The following is a 25,862-nucleotide window of genomic DNA, read 5'->3' as shown; positions in this document are numbered from 1 at the left end:
AGGCTGGAGCCATGGCGGAGAAGTGGTCCCTGGGTCGTGCGCTGCGCAACGTGTTCGTCAAGCCGACGATCGACGAGGACACGTGGGACACCCTCGAGACCGCGCTGATCCAGGCCGACTTCGGGCCCGACATCACCGAGCGCATCGTCGACGACCTGCGCGAGCAGGTCGACCGCTACCGCACGACCGATCCGCGTGACCTGAACCGCATGCTGCGCGAGACGCTTGAGGAGCGGTTCGCGAAGTACGACACCACGCTCAAGCTCACCGAACGGCCCGCCGTCGTGCTCGTCGTCGGCGTGAACGGGGTCGGGAAGACCACGACCATCGGCAAGTTCGCGCACTTCCTGCGCCGCTACGACCGCTCTGTCGTGGTCGGCGCGGCCGACACCTTCCGGGCCGCGGCCGTCGATCAGCTCGCCACCTGGGCCGAGCGCGGCGGCGCGACCATCGTGCGCCCGGATCGGGAGGGGCAGGATCCGGCATCCGTCGCGTTCCAGACGATCGACTACGCCAAGCGCACGGGGACCGAGATCGTGCTCGTGGACACCGCCGGCCGCCTGCACACCAAGGGCGGCCTGATGGACGAGCTGACGAAGATCCGCCGCGTGATCGAGAAGCAGGCCCCCATCAGCGAGGTGCTGCTCGTGCTCGATGCGACCACGGGTCAGAACGGCGTGATGCAGGCCGAGGCGTTCCTCGAGCACGCGGGAGTCACGGGACTGGTGATCTCGAAGCTCGACGGCTCGGCCAAGGGCGGCTTCGTGCTCGCGGTGCAGGAGCGCACGGGCATCCCGGTCAAGCTGCTCGGTCAGGGCGAGGGCATCGGCGACCTGACGGGCTTCACGCCGCACGTGTTCGTGCAGGCGCTGGTCGAGGGCGCGGTCGACTAGACCGCGCCGTCACACCTCGACGACCTCGCCGAGCACGACCGTGCGGTCGAGGGGCAGGTTGAAGTGCTCGGCGGCGTCGACCGTGATGCGCGACGTGGCGAGGAAGAGCTTCTTGCGCCATCCGGCCATGCGCGGCTTGCGCCCGGCACGCAGCTCGATCTTCGAGAGGTAGTAGATCGCACCGGCGAGGTCGAGGCGTCCGCAGGCCGCCTTGGGCGACACGAGCGCGAGCGCACGCGGCACGTCGGTCTGCTCGGCGTAGCCGAAGGTGACGGTCACGTGCGTGATGCCGTCGGTCGGGTCGCCCAGGTCGTCGACGACGACGCGGTGCCGTGACGGCACGCGGGGACTGGTCGCGATCTCGACCGAGACGATCACGATGTTCTGGTGCCGCACGTGGTTGTGCCGGATGTTGTCGCGCAGCGCGAGCGGCACGGTGGTCTTGCCGCGGTTCAGGAAGATCGCGGTGCCCGGCACGGTCGCGACCTCGCCCGGGCGCGCGGTGACCTCGTCCATGAAGTCCTGCAGCGGGCCCTCGATCCTGGTGCGCTTGGCGGTCACGATCTCCCGGCCCCGCTGCCACGTCGCCATGATCGAGAACGAGGCCAGCGCGATCGCGAGCGGCAGCCAGGCGCCGTGCAGGATCTTCGTCAGATTCGCCGCGACGAACAGCAGCTCGAACGACAGGATGAGCGCGAGTCCCGCCCACAGCAGCCACCGCGGCGCCCTCCACGACCGGAAGGCGACGTAGAAGAACAGGATGGTCGTGATGGTGTTCGTGCCGATCGCGGTCATGCCGTACGCGTAGGCCAGCGCCGTCGAGCTCTGGAACGTGAACACCAGCACGAGCACCGCGGCGAGGATGATCCCGTTCACCCACGGCACGTAGATCTGGCCATACGTGTCGTGCGAGGTGTGCAGGATGCGCAGCCGCGGGAGGTAGCCGATCTCGGCGGCCTGCGACGCGACCGAGAAGGCGCCGCTGATCACCGCCTGGGACGCGATCACGGTCGCCGCCGTCGCGAGGACGATCATCGGGATCCGCGCCCATTCCGGGATGAGCAGGAAGAACGGCGAGGCCAGCGCCGCCCGGTCGTGCAGGATGAGCGCGCCCTGACCGAAGTAGTTGAGCGTGACGGCCGGCACGACCACGAAGATCCATCCCACGGTGATCGGCTTGCGTCCGAAGTGGCCCATGTCGGCGTAGAGCGCCTCGGCGCCGGTGAAGCACAGGACGATGGCCGCGAGCGCGAAGAACGCGTAATGGAAGTGCCCCAGCAGGAACGTGAACGCGTACGTCGGCGACAGCGCCATCAGGATGCGCGGTTCGAGCAGCACCCCGCCGATGCCGCACGCCGCGATGGCGGCGAACCATGCCGTCGTGATCGGCCCGAACAGCCGGCCGACGGTGTGGGTTCCGAACCTCTGCGCAGCGAAGAGCGCCAGGATGATCGCGACGGTGATCGGGATGATCCAGCTGCCGAGCTCGGGGTTGACCACCTTGAGGCCCTCGACCGCGGACAGCACCGAGATGGCGGGCGTGATCATCCCGTCGCCGAGGAACAGCGAGGCGCCGAAGACGCCGAGCACGGCGAGCACCGCGGTCGACCTGGTCCGGTTCGTGGCAGCCCACTGCCGGATCAGCGTGATGAGCGCCATGATGCCGCCCTCGCCATGGTTGTCGACCCGCATCGCAAGCGACACGTAGGTGAGCGTGACGATGATCATCATCGACCAGAAGATGAGCGAGACGACGCCGTACACGTTCTCCTGGTCGACCGGCACGGGGTGCGGGTCCGCCGGGTTGAAGATCGTCTGCAGGGTGTAGATGGGGCTTGTGCCGATATCGCCGAACACGACGCCGAGCGCGCCCAGCACGAGGGCGAGTCGGATGCGCGCGTGGGTGTCGCGGGCTGCCGCGACGGGGGCAGTGGCGGGGGCGAGGCGAGTGGACACGAGGGGCAACGGTAGGCCTCGGCGGGGCGCAGAGCGCGCCCGCCGACGCAATCCACACGGTGCGGGGGGCCGATCCTCACGAAATCCTCACGCCGCCCGAACGGCTGCCCGCGACAGGAGCGCCGACACGCCCGGAACCGCCGTGCGACCCCTCACCTACCGCGCCGGTCGCGCGGCTGGTTTCATAGGTCTATGGCGATCGAACACGACTTCTTCGGCCTTCTGGAGTCCGGGCCCGACGGCTCGATCTTCTGGTCCGAGAACGTCGATCTGGGAGACCAGAACGTGACCGTCGACCTGACCGCTCCCGACCAGGACGACGTGTCTCCGGCCGCGCTCGACGCCGCGGCCTCCATGGTGTCGGCGCTCGAGGAGATCGACCGCCGGGGGCGCATGGCGATGCTCGCAGAGGTCGACGACCGGGCGAGCGAGGTGACCGAGTACATCCTGATGCAGCAGGCGACTCTCGGCGACGAGCTCGAGGACTTCCTCGTCGACGTGAGCGGCGATCCTGCGGTGGACATCATCCGGTCGCTGCAGCTGATGAGCATGACGATCCTCGCCGACGAGCACGGGGGAGAGGACCCCTTCGCGGTGCTCGAGTACGCGCTCGACCCGGATGCGGCCGACGACGTGCTGCTCGTGAACCTCGACTCCCGGGGCACGGTGCTGACGGTCACCAGCGCCGACTGACTCTCCGTCGCGCTCAGAAGCCCGCGGCCGAAACCAGCTCGCGTGTGAACGCGTGGCGCGGAGCGTCGAACACCGCCTCGGTGGGGCCCTGCTCGACGATCCGGCCGTCGCGCATCACGGCGACCCGGTCGCTGACTCGCCGCACGACCGCGAGGTCGTGCGAGATGAACACCATCGTGAGGCCCTCGTCGCGCTGCAGATCGAGCAGCAGGTCGAGCACACCCGCCTGGGTCGTGGTGTCGAGCGCCGAGACGGGCTCGTCGCAGACGAGCACGTCGGGGCGCGCCGCCAGGGCGCGGGCGATCGCGACCCTCTGGCGCTGGCCGCCCGACAGCGAGGCGGGCCGACGCCGGAGCAGCCCCGGACCGAGTCCCACGCGAAAGAGCAGTGCCGCGGGATCGGGCGCGTCACCGCGCCGGGCGTGACGCAGGATGCGCTCGACCGTGTGGCGGGGGTCGAACGAGCCCAGCGGATCCTGCGGCACCAGGCGCACGGTCAGCCCGTCGGTCCGGTGGACGACCCCCTCGTCGGGATGCTCCGCGCCGATCAGCAGGCGAGCGAGTGTCGACTTTCCGGAGCCCGACTCGCCGACCACGCCGAGCACCTCGCCCTCCCGCACGGCGATGTCGACGCCGTCGACGGCCGCGTGCGATCCGCCCGCGCCGGCGTAGCGGCGCACGACGCCGGTCGTCGAGAGCAGCGGTGACGCCGCGCGCGCGGCGCGAGCGCCGGGCTTGGGGCCGCGCGGGACGGCGGCGAGGAGCGCCCGGGTCACGCGGTGCCGCGGACGGGCCAGGATGTCCGACGCGTCGCCCTGCTCGATCACCGAACCGGCGTCGAGCACCGCGATGCGATCGGCGATGCGCGCGACGGCCGCGAGATCGTGACTGATCAGCACGAGCCCTGTGCCCTCGTCGCGCAGGCGGCCCAGCAGACCCAGCACGCGCACGGCGGTCGTGGCGTCGAGCGCGGTCGTGGGCTCGTCCGCAACGATCAGCCGCGCGCCGCCCACCAGGGCCGAGGCGATCAGGGCGCGCTGCCGCATGCCGCCCGACAGCTCTCCGGGGCGCTGCCGCAGTCGCGCGCCCGCCTCCGGGCGTCCGGAGCCGCCGAGCGGCAGTCCCGCGCTCGCGAGGGCGTCCAGCACGCGTGCGCGGCGGTCGGCGCGCGGCATCCCGCGCACGGCGAGCGCTTCGCCGACCTCGGCGCCGATCGTGCGCAGGGGGTCGAGCGACTGCAGGGCGTCCTGCAGGACGAGCGCGACATCGCGACCGCGCCGCACGCGCCATGCCCGTTCGCTGAGCGCGCGCGCATCCTGCCCTGACAGCTCGAAGGCGTCGGCGTCCACGCGCGCACCCTCCCGTCGCGTGAGCCCCAGGATGGTCCGGGCGAGCACCGACTTGCCGGCCCCCGACTCACCCACGATCGCGACGCACTCGCCCGGGCGCACCTCGAGGTCCACGCCACGCAGCACCGGCGTATGGCCGCCGCGTGCCCGCCCGGCAGCGGGGAGCGCGACCCTGAGGTCGCGCAGGCGCAGCAGCGGTGCGTCATGCGTCGTCATCGTGCCTCCGTTCCCGACGCGCGGCGTCCCAGCACTGTGAGCGTGGTCGCAGTGGCGACGATCGCGAGGCCAGGCAGCACGGTCATCCACCACGCGGTCGAGATGTACACCCGCCCCGCGTTGAGCATGGCGCCCCATTCGGGCGAAGGCGGCAGCGCCCCCAGGCCCAGGAAGCTCAGGGCCGAGACCCACACGATGGCCTGGCCCACGCCGAGGGTCGCAGTCGCGACCAGCGGCCACAGCGTGTTGGGGGCGATGTGCCGCACGAACACGGTGAGCCGACCAGCGCCTTCGTGGCGTGCGTACGCCACGAAGTCGCTGCGCGCGACACCGCGCACGCGCGACCGCAGGATGCGGGCGTAGCCGGGCGCCGTGGCCGCGCCGATCGCGATCACCGAGGCCTCGGTGCCGGGCCCGATCACCGCCACCAGCAGCAGCGCCATCACGAGCGTGGGCAGCGCGAAGAGCACCTCCACGACACGTGCGATCGCGACATCCACGGCGCGGGGGCCGAGGGCCCCCGCGAAGCCGAGCACCAGCCCTGCCCCGATGCCGATGGCCGTCGCGGCGAGGCCGATTCCCGCCGATGCGGCGGCCCCGTGCACCACGCGGGCGAAGAGATCGCGGCCCGACTCGTCGGTGCCGAAGGGATGAGCCCACGACGGGGGTGAGAACGCCTCCGCGGGGGAGATCGCGAGCGGATCGTGGGGGGAGAGGGCGCCTGGCGCGAACACCGCGACGAGCAGCAGCGCAAGGCTCACGGCCGCCACGATGCCGCCGGGACCCAGGCGCCGCAGCGCTCCCCGCACGACGGAGCTCACGATCCCACCGCCAGTTCGGGCGTGCGCTCGGCGGCGTGCGAGGGATGCGGTGCGCGCAGTCGCGGGTCGATCAGCAGCTCGACCGCGTCGACCACGGTCACCACGACCACGTAGAGCAGCGCCACGACGATGACCGCGCCGATCACGACGGGCACGTCCCGGCTCATCGCCGCGTCGAGCAGGAGACGCCCGAGCCCGGGCCGCGCGAACAGCGACTCGACGACCACCGCACCGCTCAGCAGGTTGCCGAGGGCCCAGCCCGACAGCGACAGTGCGGGCAGGCTAGCGTGGCGCAGCGTGTGGTGCAGCAGCACACGCGTCTCGCCGGCGCCGCGAGAACGGGCCGTGACAGCGAACGGCGCGCGATCGGCCTCGCGGAGCGCATCGCGCGACAGCTGCGCGAGGAAGCCGGCGATGGGCACAGCGAGCGTCACCACCGGGAGGATGAGCGAGGCCGGGTCGTTCCCGGCGCTCGTCGCGGGCAGCACGCCGAGCGACGACGCGAACGCCAGGATGAGCACCGCGCCGAGCCAGAACTGCGGCATCACGGTGGCGACGAGCTCGAGCCCCTGCAGTGCGCCCTGCACCGCACGGCGCGCGCGGGCCCGCCATCCGTCGCCGCTCTGCGCCCATGCCGCGATGGCCGCCCCTGTCAGCGTGAGCGCCCAGGCGAGCAGCAAGGCGAGGGCCGCCAGCAGCAACGTGCCCGGCAGCTGGGCGCCGATCAGGTCGGCCACGGGCTGATGCCGCGCGTAGGAATCGCCCAGCTGCAGGGTTGCCACCCGCCACAGCTGGGTCAGATACTGCACGACCAGCGGCTGATCGAGACCGTAGGTCTCCCGAGCGCGAGCGACGGCCTCCGGCCCCGCCTGCGAACCCGGTCCGCCTAGGATCGCCTCGAGCGGATCGCCCGATGCCCGCAGTGCGAAGAAGACCACGGTCGCGACGATCCACACCACCAGCAGGGCCGACCCGATCCGCCTGGCGGTCCACGCCAGGACGGACCGGGTGCGCGATGCGCTAGCCGGCGAGTCGGGCATCGACGAACGTCGGCGTCGCGACGGTGCCGAGCGTCGTCACGCCCGTCACGCCGCGCGTGAGGAAGTGGTTCTGCTGGTCGTACAGCGGCAGGATCGTGAAGCTCTCGAGGATGCGCTGCTGCGCCTGGGCGTACAGCGCGGCGCGGGCGTCCTCATCCTGCGTCGCCGACGCCTCGTCCAGCAGCGCGTCGAGCTCGGGGTCGGCCAGCTGGGCGTGGTTCGCGAAGTAGCCCGAAGGAGCCGGCGTGATCGCGTCGGAGTGATACAGCACGCGCAGCACCTCGGCACCCACACGCGTGTAGGGCGCGCTGACGGCCTCGTACTCGTTCGCGCCCAGCGCGGCGTACCAGACCGACAGGTCGACCGGCGTCAGGATCACCTCGAAGCCCACGGCGGCCGCGTTCGCCTGGATCTGCTCGAACAGCGACTGCTCGGCCGCGACCGACTGGTTCGTGCTGACCGGGAAGCGCACCGTGAGGCGCCTGCCGTCCTTCATCCGGACGCCGTCGTCGTCCTTCTCGGTCCAGCCGGCCTCGTCGAGCAGGGCGTTCGCCTGCTCGGGATCGGTGGCGAACAGCGACTCGTCCGAGACGGCCATGGGCTCGGTGCTGGCCAGCGGCGAGTACGAGCGGGTCACGGTGCCGAGATACAGCGACTCGATGCCCGGGTTGGGGTCGGCGGCCCGGATGAACGCCTCGCGCACGCGCACATCGTCGAAAGGCGCCTGGCCGGCGTTGAGCTCGATGCGGTTCACAGAGCCGGGGCGCGGCGCGTCGATGTGCGCGACATCGTCGCCGCCCTCGGCGGCGACGATGTCGGCGGGCAGCGGGTTGTCGATCACGTGCACCTCGCCCGACGCGAGCGCGGCCTGGCGGGTGGCCGCGTCGGGGATGAACCGCCACACGATCTCGTCGAGGTACGCGGGCCCCTCGTGCTGCGCCTCCGGCCCGGGGGTCGCGTAGTCGTCGTTGCGCACGAGCGTGATCTGCTGCTGGGGCACCCACTCGTCCACGAGGAAGGGCCCGGTGCCGATCGGGGCCGCGCAGTTCTCCTCCATGCCGCGCGCGATGCCGGCCGGCGACTGGATCGCCGTCCACTGCATGCTGAGCGACTCGAGCAGGGCGGAGTCGGGCTCCGCCAGGTGGAACCGCGCGTGCGTGTCGTCGACCACCTCGACCTCGGCGACCTTCGACACCGCGAGGTAGCCGGTCGACGACGCGGTCTCGGGATCCTGGAGGTGCTCGATGTTGATCTTGACGGCCTCGGCGTCGAGCGGAGTCCCGTCGGTGAACGACACGTCGCTCTTCAGAGTGAAGTCCCACGTGAGGCCGTCCTCCGAGACCTCCCAGTCCTCGGCGAGCCAGGGCGTGATCGTGCCGTCGGGCTCGCGGCCCACGAGCGGCTCGAGGTACTGCGTGCTGATCAGCGCCTGCGGGTAGTTGCCGCCCACATGCGGGTCGAGGCAGGTCGGCTCGGCGTCGCCCGTGGCGTACACGAGCGTGCCGCCGTCGCGAGGCTCGGCGGTGTCGCCACCGTCGTCGGCCGGTGAGCATCCGGTGGCGACGAGCGCGACGGACGCGGCGAGGACGAGCGGAACAAGGGCGCGGCGCATGGGAACCTCTGCAGGGGATCAGCTGTGTTCGCCGGAGATACCGGACTGCGTCCAAGAATACCGTCGCGTGGCGACGCCGGCGCCGCGTCCGGTGAGCGCTCCTGCCCGGACGGCGGAGGTCGGCCCGGATGCGGAGGTCGGCCCGGATGCGGACGCACCTGCTCGCTGGGCTCCGGGCGGGTGCAGATCTCCGCGCGGCGTGCAGGGGCTCGATGCGGACCGGGCAGCCGGGCGCCGAGCGGCCGCTCGCGCGTCAGCCGGCCTCGGCGCCCCGCACGATCGCACGCCACGCGGTCTCCACATCCGCGTCGTAGACGTCCACGCGCACGGTGAACGTGCGACCGCTCAGCGGGTTCTCCGCCGTGAAGGTGCCGTCGGCGCACGGGACCCCCTCGCCGCCGACGGTGCGCCCCGACGACGCCCCGGTGAACTCCACCTCGACCGAGATGCGCGCCTCTCCGAAGCAGGTGACGTCGACGGAGTCGATGTCGACGTCGCTCGCGAACGCCATGGTCGTTCCGTGCGGCTGGTCCGGCGGCGCATCCGTCGGCGCTGCATCCGTCGGTGCTGCGCCGCCCGTCATGGCGCCGAGCACCCCGGGGCCCTCTTCGAGCCCGGAACGATCGTTCTGCCACGCGCGGAGCTCATCCGGATCGGGTGCGGCCGGGGCCGGCGTGCATCCGCTCAGCGCGAGGACGGCGATCGTCGCGAAGAAGACGGGCGCGAGGGTGGGGGAGCGCATGCCCGAAGCGTAGTGGCGCGGGTGCCGCACGTGCGCGGCTGCGGAGAACTGCACGGCTCAGGATCCCGGGTGGTGCGGGTTCCCTGAGATGTGCGGTCGCCTGAGCTGTGCGCACCTCCGGACGTGCACGCCGGTCGCACGCGGTCAGGAGCGCGTCGCGTGCGCGGGCATGTCCTTGATGTGGTTGGTGATGCGCACCGTCGAGCACCGGCGCCCCTCGTCGTCGGTGATCACGATCTCGTGCACGGCGATCGAGCGGCCCAGATGCACCGGCGTGCACACGCCGGTGACGTGGCCCGAGGTCGCCGAGCGCGTGTGGGTCGCGTTGATGTCCACCCCGACCGCGAGCCGTCCCGGGCCCGCGTGCAGATTGGCCGCGACGGAGCCGAGGGACTCGCCCAGCACGACGTACGCCCCGCCGTGCACGAAGCCGACCGACTGGCGGTTCCCCGCGACGGGCATACGCGCGACCGAGCGCTCGACCGTGAGCTCGAGGAACTCGATGCCCATGCGCTCGGCCAGCTCGCCGGGGCCCTGCTGCGCCACGTAGTTGCCCTCGGCCCGCTGCGGTCCGGTCTGCTGCCGGTCGCTCATGCGCGGCCTCCGAAGACCGGCGTGCGCTTCTCCTGGAAAGCGGCGAAGCCCTCCCGGTAGTCGTCGGTGTCGCACAGGGCGGCCTGGGCGCGGCTCTCGTCGCCCATCGACCGCCACAGCCCGAGGCGATCGTCGCGCAGCGCCGCGACGAGCCGCTTGGAGGCGAGGAAGGCCTGCGTCGCGCCCTGCGCGGCGTGCGCGGCTGCGGCGCGGGTGACGTCGAGCAGCTCGTCGTCGGCCACAGCGCGCGAGAAGAGGCCGAGCGCGACGGCCTCGGCGCCGGACATGAGGCGTCCCGAGTAGATGAGGTCGAGCGTGCGGTGCGCGCCGAGCCGCTCGAAGAACAGCGCGTGTCCGCCGGAGTCGAGCGTCGCCCCGAGGTTCGCGAACGGGCTGCCGATCCTGGCCGACTCGGCCACGTAGACCACATCCGTCGCGATCAGCAGGCCGAGTCCGACGCCCAGGCAGGCGCCCTGCGCAGCGGCGAAGGTCGGCGCGGGGAATGCGCTCATCCGCTTCATCAGCGGCTCCACGCGCTCATCGAGGTAGCCGAGCACATCGTCGTCGCGCGGATCGACGTGCGAGATGTCGCGCCCGGCGCAGAACGCGCGCCCCTCGCCGCGCAACACGAGCGCGCGTGCGCCGGCGGCTTCGGCCTCAGCGTACGCGTCGCCGAGGTCGTCGAGATCCTGGGGACCCAGCGCGTTGAGCCGGTCGGGGGCGTTCAGAGCGATCTCGGCGACGCCGTCGTCGATCGTCAGGTCGATCATCCGGTTCTCCTGTTCGGGCGGCTCAGCAGCCGCGGGTCAGACGTCGTAGTCGACGACGACGCGGTCGGATGTGGGGTGCGACTGGCACGTGAGCACGTAGCCGCGCTCGATCTCATCCGGCTCGAGGGCGTAGTTCTCGCCCATGCTCACGCTGCCGTCGAGCACACGCGCCCGGCACGTTCCGCACACCCCGCCGGCGCACGCGAACGGAACGTCCGAGCGCACGCGCAGCGCCGCGTTCAGGATGGACTCGTTCGCGCTGACGGGGCTCTCGACCGACGCCGACGTGCCGTCGAGCGTGAAGTCGATGCGGTATGTCTTCTCGCCCGCCTCGATCTGCACGGGACGTCCGCGCGGCGGCGCGGCCTCGCCGGGCTCTCCGGTCGTGAACAGCTCGAACCGCACGTGCTGCGGATCCACACCGAACTGATCGAGCAGGTCGCGGCACAGCTGCACCAGCTCGAACGGCCCGCACAGCGCCCACTCGTCGACCGTGTGCACCGGGATGAGCGAGGTGAGGATGGTGCGCAGCTTCTGCTCGTCGAGACGCCCCGACAGCACCGGAGCGGTGCGCTGCTCACGAGACAGCACGTGGTGCAGCGCGAGGCGGTCGGGGAAGCGGTCCTTGAGGTCGGCGAGCTCCTCCACGAACATCACGTCGAGCGACGAGCGGTTGGTGTAGAGGAGTGTGAAGCGGCCCGTGGCGCTGCCCTCGAGGATGCGGTGCGCCATCGTGATCACGGGCGTGATGCCCGATCCGGCCGCGATGCCGACCACGTGGCGTCCCTCGAGCTCGTCGAGGTTCGACGTGAACGTGCCCTGCGGGCTCATCACGTCGAGCTGGTCGCCCGGCGCGAGGGCCGTATGCACCCAGGGCGAGAACAGGCCGTGGTCGTCGCGCTTGACCGCGACCGAGATGCGCCCCGGGGAGGGCGGGCGGCAGATCGAGTACGACCGGCGCACCTCCTGGCCTTCGATGTGGGCGCGCAGCGCGAGGTACTGCCCCGGCAGGTAGCGGTACTCGTTCTCGAGCTCGGGGGGCACCTCGAACGTCACCTCGACGCTCGTGGGCGTCAGGGGGCGCACATCCTGCACGCGCAGCGTGTGGAAGGAGGCGCGCTTCTTGGCGGGCGCGCCGATGTTCGTCGCGGCCATGTCAGTGCGTCTCCATCTCAGTGCACCTTGAAGAAGTCGAACGGCTCCTGGCACGCGAGGCACTCATAGAGGGCCTTGCACGATGTCGAGCCGTAGCGCGAGACCTCGCGCGTGCGCAGCGACTGGCAGCGCGGGCATTTGACGCCGAGGCTGACGGGAAGCGGTCCACGCCGCACGGGCGCCGTGCCGTTGGGCGGCGCGATGCCGTAGCGCTCGAGCTTCTGCTTGCCGGCGTCGCTCATCCAGTCGGTCGTCCACGCCGGCGACAGCGTGAACGCCACGTCGACGCGCTCGTAGCCCGCGGCCGTCAGCTGCAGGATGACATCGTCGCGCATCTGCTCGATCGCGGGGCATCCCGAGTAGGTGGGCGTCAGGACGACCTGCACGCGTCGACCGTCCGAGTGCACCGAGCGCAGCACGCCGAGGTCCTCGATCGTGAGCACCGGCACCTCGGGGTCGGCGACCCGCGCCGCGATGTCCCAGGCCGCGGCTGACGCCTCGTCGGTCGGACGGATGCCGGTCGTGTCGGTCTGCATGAGGGTCACCACGTCGCTCCGGGATGACGGCGTGCCAGCCACTGCATCTCGGCCAGAAGGTAGCCGAGGTGCGTCGTGTGGCGCCCCTGGCGGCCCTCCGCCATGGCGGGCTTGACGGTCGGGCGCTCGAGCTCGGCCTCGGCGAAGACGGCGTCGATCGTCGCGTCGAAGGCCTCGCGCAGTGCGGAGGGGCGCGCGGCGGCGTCGCCGAGGCGCTCGATCAGCGGGTCGTCCTGGAACAGCTCGTCGACGTACGGCCACAGATCGTCCAGCGCGCGCACGATGCGACGGCGCGACTCATCGGTGCCGCCGGCCAGGCGCAGCGTCCACTGCACCGCGTGGTCGCGGTGGTACGAGACCTCGCGCACGGCCTTGTCGGCGATCGCCCGCAGGCTCTCGTCGGTGCTGCGGCTCAGAGCGTCGTAGAGCTCGACCTGGTAGGCCGAGAACGCCAGCTGCCGTGCGATCGTGTCGGCGAAGTCGCCGTTGGGCTGCTGCACCAGCCAGCAGCAGCGGAACTCCGGCTCGTCGCGCCAGTACGCGAGGTCGTCCTCGCTGCGTCCGAACGCCGTGCCGGCGTACCGCAGCAGGGCGCGTGCGTGGCCCAGCAGGTCGAGCGCGATGTTGCCGAGCGCCAGGTCCTCCTCGAGCTCGGGCGCGCGCGAGATCCACCAGCCCAGCTGCTGCGACAGGATGAGCGCGTCGTCGCCGAGGCGCATCGCGTACTCCGCGACATCCGGCGTCGCCAGCCCGCCGGCGCCCGGCAGCTCGTCGGCGAGGTCGAGGGCGTCGACCTCGACGTCGCCATGATGGTCGGCGCCGTGGTGGTCGGCGCCGTGGTCGAGTTCGACGTCGGCGCTCACAGGTGCTTCACCCCCTCGGCGCGCGTGTAGTACACCGCGTGGCGGTAGTTCTTGCCGGCCGGCGACTCGAAGAACGCGCCCTTGGCGTCGGGATCGCTGGTCGTGATGGCGGCGGCGGGTACGACCCAGATCGACACGCCCTCGTTGCGGCGCGTATAGAGGTCGCGGGCGTTGCGCAGCGCCATCTGCTCGTCGGGCGCGTGCAGCGATCCGACGTGCACGTGGCTCAGGCCGCGGTTGGCGCGCACGAACACCTCCCACAGGGGCCAGGTCTCAGCGGGGGATTCGCCGGGGGTCGACATCTTCGTCTCCTCGATCCGTTCGGTCAGGTGCGGGTCAGGCCGCGAAGCGGGCCTTCTCGGCCTGCTTGCGCGCATACGCGGCCGCGGCCTCGCGCACCCACGCACCGTTCTCGTGCGCCTCGCGGCGGTGCCGCAGGCGGTGGCTGTTCATCGGGCCGCGGCCATCGAGCACCGCCATGAACTCGTCCCAGTCGATGGGGCCGGTGACCCACTGACCTTTCTCCTCGTCGAAGTGCAGGTCCTTGTCGGGGCATTCGAGCCCCAGGGCCTCGAACTGCGGCACGAGCATGCCGACGAATCGGGAGCGCAGCTCGTCGTTCGAGAAGCGCTTGATCTTCCACTTCATCGACTGCGCGGAGTTCGGCGAGTTGTCGTCGGGCGGGCCGAACATCATGATCGAGGGCCAGTACCAGCGGTTCACGGCATCCTGCGCCATCTGCTTCTGCTCGGGGGTGCCCTGCGACAGCTCGAGCAGGATCTCGAATCCCTGACGCTGGTGGAACGACTCCTCCTTGCAGATGCGCACCATCGCCCGACCGTAGGGGCCGTACGACGCGCGACACAGCGGCACCTGGTTGCAGATCGCTGCTCCGTCGACCAGCCAGCCGATCGCGCCCATGTCGGCCCACGTCGGCGTGGGGTAGTTGAAGATCGACGAGTACCGGGCCTTGCCGTCGATCAGCTGCTGCGTCATCTCATCGCGCGTGATGCCCAGCGTCTGCGCGGCCGAGTAGAGGTAGAGGCCGTGGCCCGCCTCGTCCTGCACCTTGGCCATCAGGATGGCCTTGCGCTTGAGGCTCGGCGCGCGCGTGATCCAGTTGGCCTCCGGCTGCATCCCGATGACCTCGGAGTGCGCGTGCTGCGAGATCTGGCGGATCAGCGTGCGGCGGTAGCCCTCGGGCATCCAGTCGCGCGGCTCGATGCGCTGGTCGGCTTCGATGAGCGCGTCGAACTGCTCCTGGGCCTCGCGCTGCTGGGCCTCGAGATCTTCGGGGGCGACGGTCGTCGTCGACATCGCTGGCCTCCTCGCCACTTGTCGCGTGCGGATCGCGGATCGTTCGACCGAAATAATTACTGACCGAACATTCAGTGAGTATACTCGGCCGCGGATGACCCGCAACCGGCGACGACGCCGGCCCGCCCGACGCGATGGAGCGTGCATGACCCCGGATCAGCTGGAGACAGAGGCCCAAACCCTCGAGGACGCGATCGCGCCCGATCCCGCCTGGCGCGCGACCACGATGCCCGCCACCGACTACACCAAGCAGCATTTCGGCATCGACATCGTCGAGCTCGAGCCGGGTCGCGCGGTGCTGACGATGACCGTGCGCGACTGGATGGCCAACGGCTTCGGCATCACGCACGGCGGCATGGTGTTCACGCTGGCAGACACGGCGTTCGCCTACGCGTGCAACGAAGGCGCCGACATGGTGGTCGCGCAGGCGGCCGACATCACCTTCCTGCGGGCCACGCACGTCGGCGACCGACTGACCGCCACGGCCGTGCGCCGCTGGATCGGCGGTCGCAACGGCATCTACGACATCAGCGTGGCCGATGCACAGGGGCGGGCCGTCGCCGAGTTCCGGGGGCGCTCCCGCGCGATCCCCGCGCGCCCGGCTACCGCGACGCGCTCCGAGTCCGACGCTCCCTCCGAGACCGACGCTCCCTCCGAGTCCGACGCTCCCTCCGAGACCGACGCTCCCTCCGAGTCCGACGCTCCCTCCGAGACCGACGCTCCCTCCGAGGCCGACGCTCCCTCCGAGACCGATAAGGAGTCCCGATGACCGACATCCTGGTCGATGACGCCGCACGTCAGCGGCACACGGCTCCGCCCGCTGCGGCCGCCGATCCTGAGACGATGGACCGTGCCGCGCTGGAGGCGCTGCAGCTCGAGCGGCTGCAGTGGACCGTGCGTCACGCGTACGACAACGTGGCCCTGTACCGCGACAAGTTCGACGCCGCCGGCGTGCATCCGGACGACATCCGCTCGCTCGCCGACATAGAGAAGCTGCCGTTCACGACCAAGGAGGACCTGCGGCAGAGCTATCCGTTCGGCATGTTCGCGGTCGAGATGGCCGACGTGCGACGGATCCATGCGTCATCGGGCACCACGGGGCGACCGACGGTCGTCGGATACACCGAGGGCGACCTCGACCGCTGGGCCGATCTGATCGCCCGGTCGCTGCGCGCGGCGGGGGTGCAGCCGGGCTGGAAGGTGCACAACGCCTACGGGTACGGGCTGTTCACGGGCGGCCTCGGGGCGCACGCCGGCATCGAGCGCCTCGGGTGCGTGGTGATCCCGGTGTCGGGGGGTCAGACAGCGCGTCAGGTGCAGCTGATCCGCGACTTCGAACCCGACGCGATCATGTGCACGCCGAGCTACCTGCTCACGATCGCGGACGCGTTCGAGGAGCAGGGCCTCGACCCGCGGCAGACGTCGCTCAAGGTCGCGATCTGCGGCGCCGAGCCGTGGACCAACGAGATGCGTCATGAGCTCGAGCGCCGCATGAACCTGAAGGCGGTCGACATCTACGGCCTGTCCGAGGTGATGGGGCCCGGCGTCGGTCAGGAGAGCGTACAGACGCAGGATGGCCCGCACGTGTGGGAAGACCACTTCCTGCCCGAGATCATCGGCGACGACCTGCGACGCGTGGCCGAGGGCGAGCGCGGGGAGCTCGTGTTCACCACCCTCACCAAGGAGGCGTTCCCCGTCATCCGGTACCGGACGCGGGACCTCACCCGGCTCATGCCGGGCACGGCATATCCTGCGATGCGCCGCATCGAGAAGATCACCGGCCGCAACGACGACATGATCATCCTGCGCGGCGTGAACCTCTTCCCGACGCAGATCGAGGAGATCGCGCTCGAGATCGAGCACCTCACGCCGCACTTCATCCTGGAGCTCACCAAGCGGGGCCGGATGGACGAGCTCACCGTCAAGATCGAGTGCACGCCCGGCATCGAGCGCGCCACCAGCGAGGCGGCCGCGAAGATCCTGCAGGCGCGCGTCAAGGAGCGCATCGGCACGACGGTCGGCGTCGAGATCGTGCCGACCGGGTCACTGCCGCGCTCCGAGGGCAAGTACAAGCGCGTCTACGACCTGCGCGCGCGGGCGTGACGGGTCACCTGCGGCAGGATGGACGAGTGACGACGACCACCGAGGCACCGCGGCGGGGCCGCCCGGGGTATGACCGCGACGGCATGCTCGCGGTGATCGTGGCGGCGTTCAACGATCACGGATACGACGCGACCTCACTCGGCATCATCGCGCAGCGGCTCGGGCTGTCGAAGTCGGCCGTGTACCACCACTTCTCCTCGAAGGAGGAGATGCTCGAGCTCGCGCTCGAGAAGGCTCTCGGCGCGCTCGAGCAGGTGTTCGACTCGCCCCAGGCGACCGAGGGCCCCGCCGACCTGCGCATCCGGCACGTCCTGCGCGGGGCCGTGCGCGTGGCGTGCGAGCAGCAGCCCTACCTCACGCTGCTGCTGCGGCTGCGCGGCAACACCGATGCCCAGCGCCACGCCATGGAGCGCCGCCGCGCGTTCGATCAGCGCCTGCGCCGCCTGTTCGAGCTCGCGCGTGACGAGGGGGCGCTGCGCGAGGACATGGACCCGGGCGTCGCCGAGCGCCTCACCTTCGGTCTCGTCAACTCGCTCGTCGAGTGGTACCGCCCCGACGGCCCGATGACCCCGGACGAGCTCGCGAAGGCGGTCGTCGCGTTCGTGCGCAGCGGCCTGCGCGTCAGCGAGTCGCGGGATTACCGCTGAGCGCGGGCTGACCGTTGCCCCGAGTCGTCGCTTCACAGCGACATTCCCGGGCAAGGCGCGCAACGATTGCCTCACGTCGTCGGTTCATGGCGACAGCTCGAGGCAAAGAGCTTCGCCATCGGCCGCTCCTGTTCGCCGGCCTGGTGGGCGCGCCGCACGACTTCATCGGCGGCAGTGCCCTGTTCGATCCGACCGGACCTCGCATCGCGGCGGTCGAACGACAGATCGGATCCGGCGATCCGATCCGTCGTTCGGCTCGCGTCGGGTCGGCTCAGGTGAGCGCCGGAACCGGCGACTTCGACACCAGGGTCAGCACATCGTAGGTCGCCACCGTGTCGCCGTCCTGGTTCGTCAGCACCGCGTCCCAGTGCACCTCGCCGTACTCGTCGGTCTCGCGCGGGATGATCTGCTTGGCCGTGAGCGTGACGCGGATGCGGTCGCCGGGGGAGACCGGGGTGAGGAAGCGCAGGTTCTCGAGGCCGTAGTTGGCCAGCACCGGGCCGGGCTCGGGATCGACGAACAGCCCGGCGGCGAAGGAGACCAGCAGGTAGCCGTGCGCGACGCGCCCAGGGAAGAACGGGTTGGCGGCGGCTGCGCCCTCGTCCATGTGCGCGTAGAACGTGTCGCCCGTGAACTCGGCGAAGTGCTCGATGTCGGCCAGCGTGACCTCTCGCTCGGCCGACACCACGCGGTCGCCGATCCGCAGCTCGTCGAGCGACTTGCGGAACGGGTGCACGCCGTCGTCGTGGGCGCTCGCGCCCGTGTGCCACACGCCGGTCACGGCGGTGAGCATCTCGGGGGAGCCCTGAATCGCGGTGCGCTGCATGTAGTGGAACACGCTCCGGATGCCGCCCAGCTCCTCGCCGCCGCCGGCGCGACCAGGCCCGCCGTGCACGAGCATCGGCAGCGGGGAGCCGTGGCCGGTGGACGACCGGGCGTCGTCGCGGTCGAGCAGCAGCATGCGGCCGTTGGCCGACGCGACGCGGCGGGTCAGGCCTGCCACGAAGGCCGGGTCGGCCGAGGCCACGCTGGTCACGAGCGAGCCGCCGCCGCGCACGACCAGATCGGCCGCCTGCTCGGGCGTCTCATAGGTCAGCAGTGATGACACCGGTCCGAAGGCCTCCGTGTCGTGCGCCCGCGGCGCGGTGGCGTCGGCGAAGCGCAGCAGGATCGGCGACAGGAACGCGCCGTCGCCGTCGGGCGCCTCGAGCGAGCCGAGCACGACCTCGCCGCCGCCCTCGACCAGGGCCCGCACCTGACGCAGCACCTCCTCACGCTGCTCGAGCGATGCGAGGGCGCCCATCGTGACGCCCTCGGCCCGCGGGTCGCCGACGGTCACCTTCGCGGCGATCCGGTCGCGCACCGCCGCAGCCACGTCGTCGGCCACCGCCGCCGGCACGATCGCTCGGCGGATGGCGGTGCACTTCTGCCCCGCCTTGGCGGTCATCTCGGTCACCAGCTGGCGCACATACGCGTCAAACTCCGGGGTGCCCGGGGTGGCATCCGGCCCCAGCACGGACGCGTTGATCGAGTCGGTCTCGGCGTTGAAGATCACGCCCCCCTTCTGCACGGCGTCGTGGCGCCGCAGGGTGTCGGCGGTCGACGCCGAGCCGGTGAACGACACGACGTCGCCCAGGCGCGTGTGGTCGAACAGCTCGCGCACCGAACCGCTGACCAGCTGCACCGCGCCGCCCGGAAGCAGCCCCGACTCGACCAGGATGCGCACCAGATGCTCGGTCACGTACGCCGTCGGTGTCGCCGGCTTGATGACGGTCGGCATGCCGGCGAGGAAGGCCGGAGCCAGCTTCTCGAGCGGACCCCAGACGGGGAAGTTGAACGCGTTGATCTGCACGGCGACGCCCGGCAGGGTCGTGCGGATGTGCCGGCCGAGGAACGACCCGTCCTTCGCAAGGATCTCCAGGGGCCCGTCGAGCTGCACCGTGGCGTTCGGCAGCTCGCGTCGCCCCTTGCCGGAGTAGGTGAACAGCACGCCGATGCCGCCCTCGACGTCGACCCACGAATCGGCCTTCGTGGCGCCGGTGCGGTAGGACAGCTCGTACAGCTCGTCCTTGCGCTCCTGCAGGGCGAGCGCCATCTGCTTCAGCAGCACGGCCCGCTGGTGGAAGGTGAGCGCGCCGAGGCTCGCCTGTCCGACGGTGCGGCCGTGCTCGAGCACCGCCCCCAGATCCAGGCCGTCGCTCGACACGGTCGCCACGATCTCGCCGGTCGACGCGTCGCGCACCTCGGCGCCGGCGGTGCCGACTGCCGGCTGCCACCAGGCGTCCTGCACGTAGCTCTGCAGCATGCGGGTCATGTCCGTCTCCTCAGTCGTTCCACTCGTAGAAGCCGCGCCCCGACTTCCGCCCGAGGTGCCCCTCGGCGACCATGTCGCGCAGGAGCCGCGGCGGGGCGAAGCGGGGCCCGAGCTCGCGCTCGAGCTGCTCGGCGATGCCCAGGCGCACGTCGAGTCCGACGATGTCGGTCGTCTTGAGCGGTCCCGTGGGGTGCCGGTACCCGAGCTCCATCGCCAGGTCGATGTCGGCGGCGCTCGCGACCCCGTCCTCCACCATCCGGATGGCCTCCAGCGCGATCGCGACGCCGAGCCGGCTCGACGCGAACCCGGGGGAGTCCGCGACGGTGATCGGTGTCTTGCCCAGTGCCTCGACCCAGCCGCGCGCCATCGCGGGAAGCTCTCCGGATGTCTGTGCGCCCACCACGATCTCCACGAGAGCCGAGGCCGGCACGGGATTGAAGAAGTGCAGACCGATCAGGCGCTCGGGTCGCTCGAGCGCTTCAGCCAGGCGCGCCAGCGGGATCGACGAGGTGTTCGATGCGATCACCGCGTCGGACGCGAGCTGCGCCTCGACCCGCGCGAGCGCCTCCACCTTGAGGTCGAGATCCTCCGGCACGGCTTCGATCACGAGCCCGTGCAGCCCGAACGCCGCCGCGTCGGTCGCGACCGTCAATCGGCTGCGCAGCTCGGCCGCGTTGCCGTCGAAGCCGCGGGAGAGCGAGCGGTCGACGCTCTCGGCGATGCGCGCCTCGGCCGCGCTCGCGGCATCCTGGTCACGCTCGACCACTGTGACGTCGGAGCCGGCGAGCAGGAAGGCGTGCGCGATGCCGCTGCCCATGCGCCCTCCGCCGAGCACGCCGACGCGGGCGGGGGTATGGGGGATGTGCGCGCTCACTTCTTCTTCCTCTCGAGGAAAGCGGTCATCCTGCGCATCTTCTCGGGGCTCTCGAACAGCACCGCCTGCTCCTCCAGGTCGATCGCGGGATGTGCGTCGCGGGGCGCCAGCAGCGCGCGCTTGGTCGCCTGTGTCGCGGCCGGGTCGAGCGCCGCGATGCGCGCGGCGATGCGCGCGGCCTCGTCCCGCGCCTCGTCCGGTTCGAGCACGCGCGTGACGAGCCCCGCGGCGAGCGCCTCGTCGGCGCCGAGCACGCGACCGGTCAGCAGGATCTCGGCGGCCAGCGGCTCGCCGACGATCTCCCGCAGCCGCCACGTGGCGCCCGCGGCGGCGATGATGCCGAGCCCCGTCTCGGGGTTGCCGATCTTGAGCGAGGGAGTGCCGATGCGGATGTCGGCGGCGTACGCCAGCTCCGCCCCGCCGCCGAGGGCATAGCCGTCGACGACCGCGATCACGGGCATGGGCAGGGACCGGATGCGCGCGAAGCAGCGCGTGTTGATGCCGGCGCGGGCGTCGTCGGCGCGGCGCTCGCGCAGCTGCGCGATGTCGGCGCCCGCCGCGAACGTCCCGCCCGCCCCGGTCAGGACGAGCGTGCGCGGCTCGCTTTCGAGAGTCGCGCAGAGCTCGTGGAGGGCGTCCACCAGCTCCTGATCGATCGCGTTGCGCTTCTCGGGCCGGTCGAGCGTCGCGAGCACGTGCGTGTCGCGCTCCTCGATGCGCAGGGACTGACTCACCCGGGTGACCTCCTCGTCGCACCGTCCGCCGTGGCGTCCACGTCGATTTCCTGACCGAACGGTCGGTGATGAAGTCAGGATAGAGGCGCGCGGCGATGGCGCGCAAACGCGGCCGTACGCTGGCTCCATGACCACCCCCCGCGCCGGACGCCCCAAGGCGTCTTCCCGCGAGATGCTCGCGGAGGCCGCGAGCGAGCTGTTCCTCGAGCAGGGCTACGACGCGACGTCCATCGCCGAGATCGCGGCGCGCGCCGGTGTGAGCCGGTCGAGCTTCTTCAACTACGCCGCCTCGAAGGGCGCGCTGCTGTGGGGCGGCCTCGACGAGCGACTCGACGCGCTCGACGCCGATCTGGCGGCGCTGTCGCCGCGTGAGGCGGTGCGCCGCGTCGCCGATCGCTTCGCTCCGGATGCCCTGGCTCTGGCCTACGCGAACGCCGAGGCGATGGGGCTGGTCCCCGAGCTCGAACGGGAGTCGGCCCTGCGCCGGGCCCGCATCGCGCGCGCCGTGGCGCGGGCACTGCGCCGACGCGGGGTCGATGCTCTGGGCGCGGAGGTCGCGGGTGCGGCCTACGGCGGTGCGGTGCTCGCCGCCCTGGAGCGCTGGGCCCTCCAGGGCCCCGGCCGCAGCGACCTCGCCGCGACGCTCGACGCCGCGCTCGATGCCATCGCGACCATCCCGCTCGACTGATCTGAGAACACGTGTTCTCACCGAGCACACGCGCTCTGGACGCGCAGAAGGCGTGTGCTCGCTGAGCGCACGTGTCGTCGCGGAGGGTGATCAGACGGCCTGCAGGAAGCCCGCCTCGGCGCTGTCGGCGATGTGCGCGAGGTGGGGCGGGATCGGGCGGCCCTTGGAGAGCATCGACTGCGCCCACAGGCGACCCGCCCGGTAGGACGAGCGCACCAGCGGTCCCGCCAGCACACCGAGGAAGCCGATCCGCTCCGCCTCGGCCTTGAGCTCGACGAACTCCTGGGGCTTGACCCACCGCGCAACAGGCAGGTGGCGCGGCGAGGGACGCAGGTACTGCGTGATCGTGATGATGTCGCATCCGGCGTCGTGCAGATCCTTCAGCGCCTCGATCACCTCGTGCGGCTCCTCACCCATGCCGAGGATCAGGTTCGACTTCGTGATCAGCCCGGCGTTCCGCGCCTGGGCGATCACATCGAGCGAGCGCTCGTACCGGAACGCGGGCCGGATGCGCTTGAAGATGCGCGGCACCGTCTCGACGTTGTGCGCGAACACCTCGGGACGGGCGTCGAAGATCTGCCCCAGGAGCTCCGGGTCGGCGTTGTGCTCGTTGGCCAGCAGCTCCACTCCCGTGTTCGGGTTGCGCTCGTGGATCCTGCGCACGGTCTCGGCGTTCAGCCATGCGCCGGTGTCGGGCAGGTCATCGCGGGCGACACTGGTGACTGTCGCATAGCGCAGGCCCATCCGCTGCACGCTCTCGGCGACCCGACGCGGCTCGTCCGTGTCGTAGTCGGCCGGCTTGCCGGTGTCGATCTGGCAGAAGTCGCAGCGCCGCGTGCACTGCGAGCCGCCGATCAGGAAGGTCGCCTCGCGGTCCTCCCAGCACTCGTAGATGTTCGGACACCCCGCCTCCTGGCACACCGTGTGCAGCTCCTCGCCCTTCACGAGCGACTTGAGCGCCTGGTACTCGGGTCCCTGCTTCGCGACCGTCTTGATCCACTCGGGCTTGCGCTCGATGGGCGTCTGCGCGTTGCGCACCTCGAGCCGCAGCAGCTTGCGTCCGTCGGGGGCCGCGGTGGTCATGCGTTCTCCATCTCGAAGGCCTGGGCCAGGGCGTGGGAGACCGGCTCCAGGACGTCTCGGGGCCCGATCCGGCGGCCGGTCACCTCGGTGAGCGTGGTCACGCCGGCGTCGGCGATGCCGCAGGGCACGATCGCGTCGAAGGGGGCGAGCGGGTTGTCGCAGTTGAGAGCGAAGCCGTGCATGGTCACGCCGCCCGCGACGCGCACCCCGATGGCGCAGACCTTCGCGGGCGACGAGTCGGGTCGCTCCACCCATACGCCGCTGCGTCGCTCGACCTGCACGCCCGCCACGCCGACCTCGGCCAGCGCCGCGATCAGCGCCCGTTCGAGGCGGCGCACGTGTCCCACCACGTCGTTCGCGTCGGGCAGCTTCACGATGGGATACCCGACGAGCTGTCCGGGGCCGTGCCACGTGATCCGCCCGCCGCGGTCGACCTCGATCACGGGCGTGCCGTCGTTCGGCAGGTCCTCGGGCTGCGTCCGCACGCCCGCCGTGTAGACGGCTTCGTGCTCGAGCAGCAGCAGGGTGTCGGAGCGCTCGCCCGAGCGCACCTCGGCGTGCACCCGCCGCTGCAGGTCCCACCCCTCCCGATACGGAACGCACGTCGGTGCGAGACCGACGGGGACGATGTCGAGCATGGGCATCCTCTCGGCGTTGTTGGATCGAGTCCAACAATACGCCCCGATGCGCGCTTGCTGACGCGCCCGGGGGCTTGTCCCGCCGACGACCACCTGCGTAGCGTGAACCGCAGCGGGGGAGCGAGTCTCGACGGAGGTCAGGATGAGCACGACGGATGCGGTGGTCGACAGGCTTCGCGGCGCGAGGATCGTCGCCACCCTGGCGATGATCGGCGGACTTCTGCTGATCGTCGCGGGCGTCGTCATCTGGGTGATGGTGTCGATGCAGCTGCGCGCCGAGAACATCGTCGTGCCCGACGATGCGATGGCGTTCCAGGGGCAGACGGTCGCCGGGCCGTTCACCGCGTTCGTGCAGGCCGACACCATCCAGCATCATGCGCTCGAGGCGAGCGGCGGCATGACGTACGCCGAGCTGGCGCAGGACGATCCTGTGCGCGCGACCATGATGAACGCGTCGTTCCTGCGGGCCTCGCTGTTCACGTCGGTCGTCTCGTTCGGCGTGGCGGCGTTCGCCATCGGCGTCGGCATCCTGTCGATCCTGCTCGGCTGGGGACTGCGGCGAGTCGCCAGCGCTCGCGCCGCGATCGGGGCGTGACGGTCCGGCCGGTCTGACGCCCCGGCGCCGGTAGAATCTTCAGCATCATGGCTACCTTCGGCACGCTCTCCGACCGGCTCACAGAGACCTTCCGCAACCTCCGCACCAAGGGCAAGCTCTCGCCGGCCGACGTCGACGGCACGGTCCGCGAGATCCGGCGCGCCCTGCTCGACGCGGATGTCGCGCTGACCGTGGTCAAGGACTTCACGGCGAAGGTGCGCGAGCGCGCGCTCGGCGACGAGGTCAATCGCGCGCTCAACCCCGCCCAGCAGGTCGTGCAGATCGTGAACGAGGAGCTCGTCGGCATCCTCGGTGGTCAGCAGCGCCGGCTGCAGTTCGCCAAGACCGCGCCGACCGTGATCATGCTCGCGGGTCTGCAGGGCTCGGGAAAGACGACGTTCGCCGGCAAGCTGGCACGTCAGCTGGAGAAGGACGGTCACACCCCGCTGCTGGTCGCCGCCGACCTGCAGCGCCCCAATGCCGTGAACCAGCTGCAGGTGGTCGCAGAGCGCGCCGGCGCCGCGATCTACGCGCCCGAGCCGGGCAATGGCGTCGGAGACCCCGTGCGCGTCTCGCGCGACGGCGTCGAGTACGCCAAGCAGAAGCTGCACGACGTGGTCATCATCGACACCGCCGGTCGCCTCGGCGTCGATGCCGAGCTGATGAAGCAGGCCGCCGACATCCGCAAGGCCACGAACCCCGACGAGGTGCTGTTCGTGATCGACGCGATGATCGGTCAGGACGCGGTCAACACGGCCAGGGCCTTCCAGGAGGGTGTCGACTTCACGGGCGTCGTGCTGTCGAAGCTCGACGGCGACGCGCGAGGCGGTGCCGCGCTGTCGGTCGCATCGGTCACGGGCCGGCCGATCATCTTCGCGTCGACCGGCGAGGGCCTCGAGGATCTCGAGCCGTTCCACCCCGACCGCATGGCGAGCCGCATCCTCGACCTCGGCGACATCCTGACCCTCATCGAGCAGGCGCAGCAGGCCTTCGACGAGGAGGAGGCGGCGAAGGTCGCCGAGAAGTTCGCGAAGGACCAGTTCACTCTCGAGGACTTCCTCGAGCAGATGCAGCAGCTCAAGAAGATGGGCTCGATGAAGAAGATGCTCGGCATGCTGCCGGGCATGGGCCAGATGAAGCAGCAGCTCGACGACTTCGACGAGCGCGAGATCGATCGCACCGAGGCGATCATCCGCTCGATGACCCCCGCGGAGCGGCAGAACACCAAGATCCTCAACGGATCGCGCCGGGCGCGCATCGCGCGCGGATCCGGCATGACCGTGACCGACGTGAACCAGCTGGTGAACCGCTTCGAGCAGGCGGCCAAGATGATGAAGACCGTGGCGCGCGGCGGCACGCCGAACATCCCCGGCATGGGCGCGATGCCCGGCATGGGACGTCCGGGTGCCTCGGCGAAGCGGGGCAAGGCGGCCAAGAAGAAGGGCGGCTCGCGGTCGGGCAACCCCGCGAAGCGCGCCGCCGAGAACGCCGGTCTCGCCGCGGCGCCCGCGCAGCCCACGGGTTCCGGGTTCGGGCTCGGTGGACAGAAGGCGCCGAGCGAGGCCGACCTCGCCGAGATCCAGAAGCTGTTCGGCGGCGGTCGCTGAATCGCATCTCGCGTCGCGAGGTC

General features: G+C 71.1%; 26 protein-coding genes. 8 read left to right on the top strand and 18 right to left on the bottom strand.

The window, feature by feature from the left end; all coding sequences use genetic code 11:
- The first annotated feature begins 11 nt into the window (after positions 1 to 11).
- Entirely contained in the window at positions 12 to 893 is an 882-nt protein-coding gene (gene ftsY, locus ABTW64_RS02275) for a signal recognition particle-docking protein FtsY (protein ID WP_350618726.1), read from the top strand.
- A 9-nt stretch (positions 894 to 902) separates the two neighbouring features.
- On the opposite strand, the gene ABTW64_RS02270 is transcribed toward ftsY, so the two are convergent.
- Positions 903 to 2,849 carry a potassium transporter Kup gene (locus ABTW64_RS02270; RefSeq protein ID WP_350618724.1) on the bottom strand — a complete coding sequence of 649 codons (1,947 nt, stop codon included), beginning with the start codon at positions 2,847 to 2,849 and terminating at the stop codon, positions 903 to 905.
- 192 nt (positions 2,850 to 3,041) lie between these two features.
- Here ABTW64_RS02270 and ABTW64_RS02265 point away from each other — a divergent pair, with 192 nt between their 5' ends.
- The gene (locus tag ABTW64_RS02265; RefSeq protein WP_350618722.1) at positions 3,042 to 3,542 is read left to right on the top strand and encodes a DUF2004 domain-containing protein; all 501 of its coding nucleotides are present in this window, start codon (positions 3,042 to 3,044) and stop codon (positions 3,540 to 3,542) included.
- 13 nt (positions 3,543 to 3,555) lie between these two features.
- Here the strand turns inward: ABTW64_RS02265 and ABTW64_RS02260 are convergent, their stop codons facing one another.
- The 12 genes from ABTW64_RS02260 to paaA form a co-directional block, all read right to left on the bottom strand.
- Positions 3,556 to 5,106 carry an ATP-binding cassette domain-containing protein gene (locus tag ABTW64_RS02260; protein WP_350618720.1) on the bottom strand — a complete coding sequence of 517 codons (1,551 nt, stop codon included), beginning with the start codon at positions 5,104 to 5,106 and terminating at the stop codon, positions 3,556 to 3,558.
- Positions 5,103 to 5,927: an ABC transporter permease gene (locus ABTW64_RS02255; RefSeq protein ID WP_350618718.1), complete on the bottom strand. Its 825-nt coding sequence runs from the start codon at positions 5,925 to 5,927 to the stop codon at positions 5,103 to 5,105. Before ABTW64_RS02255 ends, ABTW64_RS02260 begins: the two co-directional genes overlap by 4 nt.
- Positions 5,924 to 6,967 (bottom strand): ABC transporter permease, encoded by a 1,044-nt coding sequence (locus ABTW64_RS02250; RefSeq protein ID WP_350618716.1) that lies wholly within the window; start codon positions 6,965 to 6,967, stop codon positions 5,924 to 5,926. Before ABTW64_RS02250 ends, ABTW64_RS02255 begins: the two co-directional genes overlap by 4 nt.
- A complete protein-coding gene (locus ABTW64_RS02245) occupies positions 6,948 to 8,579 on the bottom strand; it encodes an ABC transporter substrate-binding protein (RefSeq protein ID WP_350618714.1) in 1,632 nt (543 codons plus the stop codon). Before ABTW64_RS02245 ends, ABTW64_RS02250 begins: the two co-directional genes overlap by 20 nt.
- 253 nt (positions 8,580 to 8,832) lie before the next feature.
- Positions 8,833 to 9,321, bottom strand: coding sequence for a hypothetical protein (locus ABTW64_RS02240; protein WP_350618712.1), 489 nt, complete (start codon positions 9,319 to 9,321; stop codon positions 8,833 to 8,835).
- 144 nt (positions 9,322 to 9,465) lie between these two features.
- Positions 9,466 to 9,915 carry a PaaI family thioesterase gene (locus tag ABTW64_RS02235; protein ID WP_350618710.1) on the bottom strand — a complete coding sequence of 150 codons (450 nt, stop codon included), beginning with the start codon at positions 9,913 to 9,915 and terminating at the stop codon, positions 9,466 to 9,468.
- Positions 9,912 to 10,685 (bottom strand): enoyl-CoA hydratase/isomerase family protein, encoded by a 774-nt coding sequence (locus ABTW64_RS02230; RefSeq protein ID WP_350618708.1) that lies wholly within the window; start codon positions 10,683 to 10,685, stop codon positions 9,912 to 9,914. The genes ABTW64_RS02235 and ABTW64_RS02230 overlap by 4 nt, the downstream gene beginning before the upstream one ends.
- Before the next feature lie 36 nt (positions 10,686 to 10,721).
- Positions 10,722 to 11,840 carry a 1,2-phenylacetyl-CoA epoxidase subunit PaaE gene (gene paaE / locus ABTW64_RS02225; RefSeq protein ID WP_350618706.1) on the bottom strand — a complete coding sequence of 373 codons (1,119 nt, stop codon included), beginning with the start codon at positions 11,838 to 11,840 and terminating at the stop codon, positions 10,722 to 10,724.
- A gap of 17 nt (positions 11,841 to 11,857) precedes the next feature.
- On the bottom strand, positions 11,858 to 12,376 hold the full coding sequence (gene paaD, locus ABTW64_RS02220; RefSeq protein ID WP_350618834.1) for a 1,2-phenylacetyl-CoA epoxidase subunit PaaD: 519 nt from the start codon (positions 12,374 to 12,376) through the stop codon (positions 11,858 to 11,860).
- 5 nt (positions 12,377 to 12,381) lie between these two features.
- Complete coding sequence (gene paaC / locus ABTW64_RS02215; protein WP_350618704.1) at positions 12,382 to 13,239, bottom strand: 1,2-phenylacetyl-CoA epoxidase subunit PaaC; 858 nt, start codon at positions 13,237 to 13,239, stop codon at positions 12,382 to 12,384.
- Positions 13,236 to 13,541 carry a 1,2-phenylacetyl-CoA epoxidase subunit PaaB gene (gene paaB / locus ABTW64_RS02210; RefSeq protein WP_350618702.1) on the bottom strand — a complete coding sequence of 102 codons (306 nt, stop codon included), beginning with the start codon at positions 13,539 to 13,541 and terminating at the stop codon, positions 13,236 to 13,238. The genes paaC and paaB overlap by 4 nt, the downstream gene beginning before the upstream one ends.
- 34 nt (positions 13,542 to 13,575) lie before the next feature.
- Positions 13,576 to 14,556, bottom strand: a complete 981-nt coding sequence (gene paaA, locus ABTW64_RS02205; RefSeq protein ID WP_350618700.1) for a 1,2-phenylacetyl-CoA epoxidase subunit PaaA — start codon at positions 14,554 to 14,556, stop codon at positions 13,576 to 13,578.
- A 145-nt stretch (positions 14,557 to 14,701) separates the two neighbouring features.
- On the opposite strand from paaA, the gene paaI reads away from it, so the two are divergent.
- Genes paaI through ABTW64_RS02190 form a run of 3 tightly spaced genes read left to right on the top strand, consistent with a single transcriptional unit; the run spans position 14,702 to position 17,306 of the window.
- Positions 14,702 to 15,325, top strand: a complete 624-nt coding sequence (gene paaI / locus ABTW64_RS02200) for a hydroxyphenylacetyl-CoA thioesterase PaaI (RefSeq protein WP_350618698.1) — start codon at positions 14,702 to 14,704, stop codon at positions 15,323 to 15,325.
- Positions 15,322 to 16,659 carry a phenylacetate--CoA ligase PaaK gene (paaK, locus tag ABTW64_RS02195; protein ID WP_502892285.1) on the top strand — a complete coding sequence of 446 codons (1,338 nt, stop codon included), beginning with the start codon at positions 15,322 to 15,324 and terminating at the stop codon, positions 16,657 to 16,659. Before paaI ends, paaK begins: the two co-directional genes overlap by 4 nt.
- Before the next feature lie 26 nt (positions 16,660 to 16,685).
- On the top strand, positions 16,686 to 17,306 hold the full coding sequence (locus ABTW64_RS02190; RefSeq protein ID WP_350618696.1) for a TetR/AcrR family transcriptional regulator: 621 nt from the start codon (positions 16,686 to 16,688) through the stop codon (positions 17,304 to 17,306).
- Positions 17,307 to 17,577: 271 nt separating this feature from the next.
- Here the strand turns inward: ABTW64_RS02190 and paaZ are convergent, their stop codons facing one another.
- From paaZ to ABTW64_RS02175, 3 genes are read right to left on the bottom strand one after another with little or no spacing between them, the layout of a single operon-like run.
- Positions 17,578 to 19,620, bottom strand: coding sequence for a phenylacetic acid degradation bifunctional protein PaaZ (gene paaZ / locus ABTW64_RS02185; protein ID WP_350618694.1), 2,043 nt, complete (start codon positions 19,618 to 19,620; stop codon positions 17,578 to 17,580).
- A 10-nt stretch (positions 19,621 to 19,630) separates the two neighbouring features.
- Positions 19,631 to 20,437, bottom strand: a complete 807-nt coding sequence (locus tag ABTW64_RS02180; RefSeq protein WP_502892292.1) for a 3-hydroxyacyl-CoA dehydrogenase family protein — start codon at positions 20,435 to 20,437, stop codon at positions 19,631 to 19,633.
- 53 nt (positions 20,438 to 20,490) lie between these two features.
- The gene (locus ABTW64_RS02175) at positions 20,491 to 21,228 is read right to left on the bottom strand and encodes an enoyl-CoA hydratase/isomerase family protein (protein ID WP_350618690.1); all 738 of its coding nucleotides are present in this window, start codon (positions 21,226 to 21,228) and stop codon (positions 20,491 to 20,493) included.
- A 127-nt stretch (positions 21,229 to 21,355) separates the two neighbouring features.
- Between ABTW64_RS02175 and ABTW64_RS02170 the strand changes: the two genes are divergently transcribed.
- Positions 21,356 to 21,916, top strand: a complete 561-nt coding sequence (locus ABTW64_RS02170) for a TetR/AcrR family transcriptional regulator (protein ID WP_350618688.1) — start codon at positions 21,356 to 21,358, stop codon at positions 21,914 to 21,916.
- 90 nt (positions 21,917 to 22,006) lie between these two features.
- On the opposite strand, the gene lipA is transcribed toward ABTW64_RS02170, so the two are convergent.
- Both lipA and lipB read right to left on the bottom strand, forming a co-directional pair.
- The gene (gene lipA, locus ABTW64_RS02165; protein ID WP_350618686.1) at positions 22,007 to 22,999 is read right to left on the bottom strand and encodes a lipoyl synthase; all 993 of its coding nucleotides are present in this window, start codon (positions 22,997 to 22,999) and stop codon (positions 22,007 to 22,009) included.
- Positions 22,996 to 23,637 carry a lipoyl(octanoyl) transferase LipB gene (gene lipB, locus ABTW64_RS02160; protein ID WP_350618684.1) on the bottom strand — a complete coding sequence of 214 codons (642 nt, stop codon included), beginning with the start codon at positions 23,635 to 23,637 and terminating at the stop codon, positions 22,996 to 22,998. The genes lipA and lipB overlap by 4 nt, the downstream gene beginning before the upstream one ends.
- Positions 23,638 to 23,779: 142 nt before the next feature.
- Here lipB and ABTW64_RS02155 point away from each other — a divergent pair, with 142 nt between their 5' ends.
- Positions 23,780 to 24,232 (top strand): aromatic ring-opening dioxygenase LigA, encoded by a 453-nt coding sequence (locus ABTW64_RS02155; RefSeq protein ID WP_350618682.1) that lies wholly within the window; start codon positions 23,780 to 23,782, stop codon positions 24,230 to 24,232.
- A gap of 47 nt (positions 24,233 to 24,279) precedes the next feature.
- A complete protein-coding gene (ffh, locus tag ABTW64_RS02150) occupies positions 24,280 to 25,839 on the top strand; it encodes a signal recognition particle protein (protein ID WP_350618680.1) in 1,560 nt (519 codons plus the stop codon).
- The last annotated feature ends 23 nt before the right edge of the window (positions 25,840 to 25,862 follow it).

The sequence above is a fragment of the Microbacterium sp. NPDC096154 genome, assembly GCF_040302945.1.
Lineage (GTDB): Bacteria > Actinomycetota > Actinomycetes > Actinomycetales > Microbacteriaceae > Microbacterium.
Note: the sequence above shows the minus strand (reverse complement) of the source record. Positions and strands in the feature narration are given on the sequence as shown.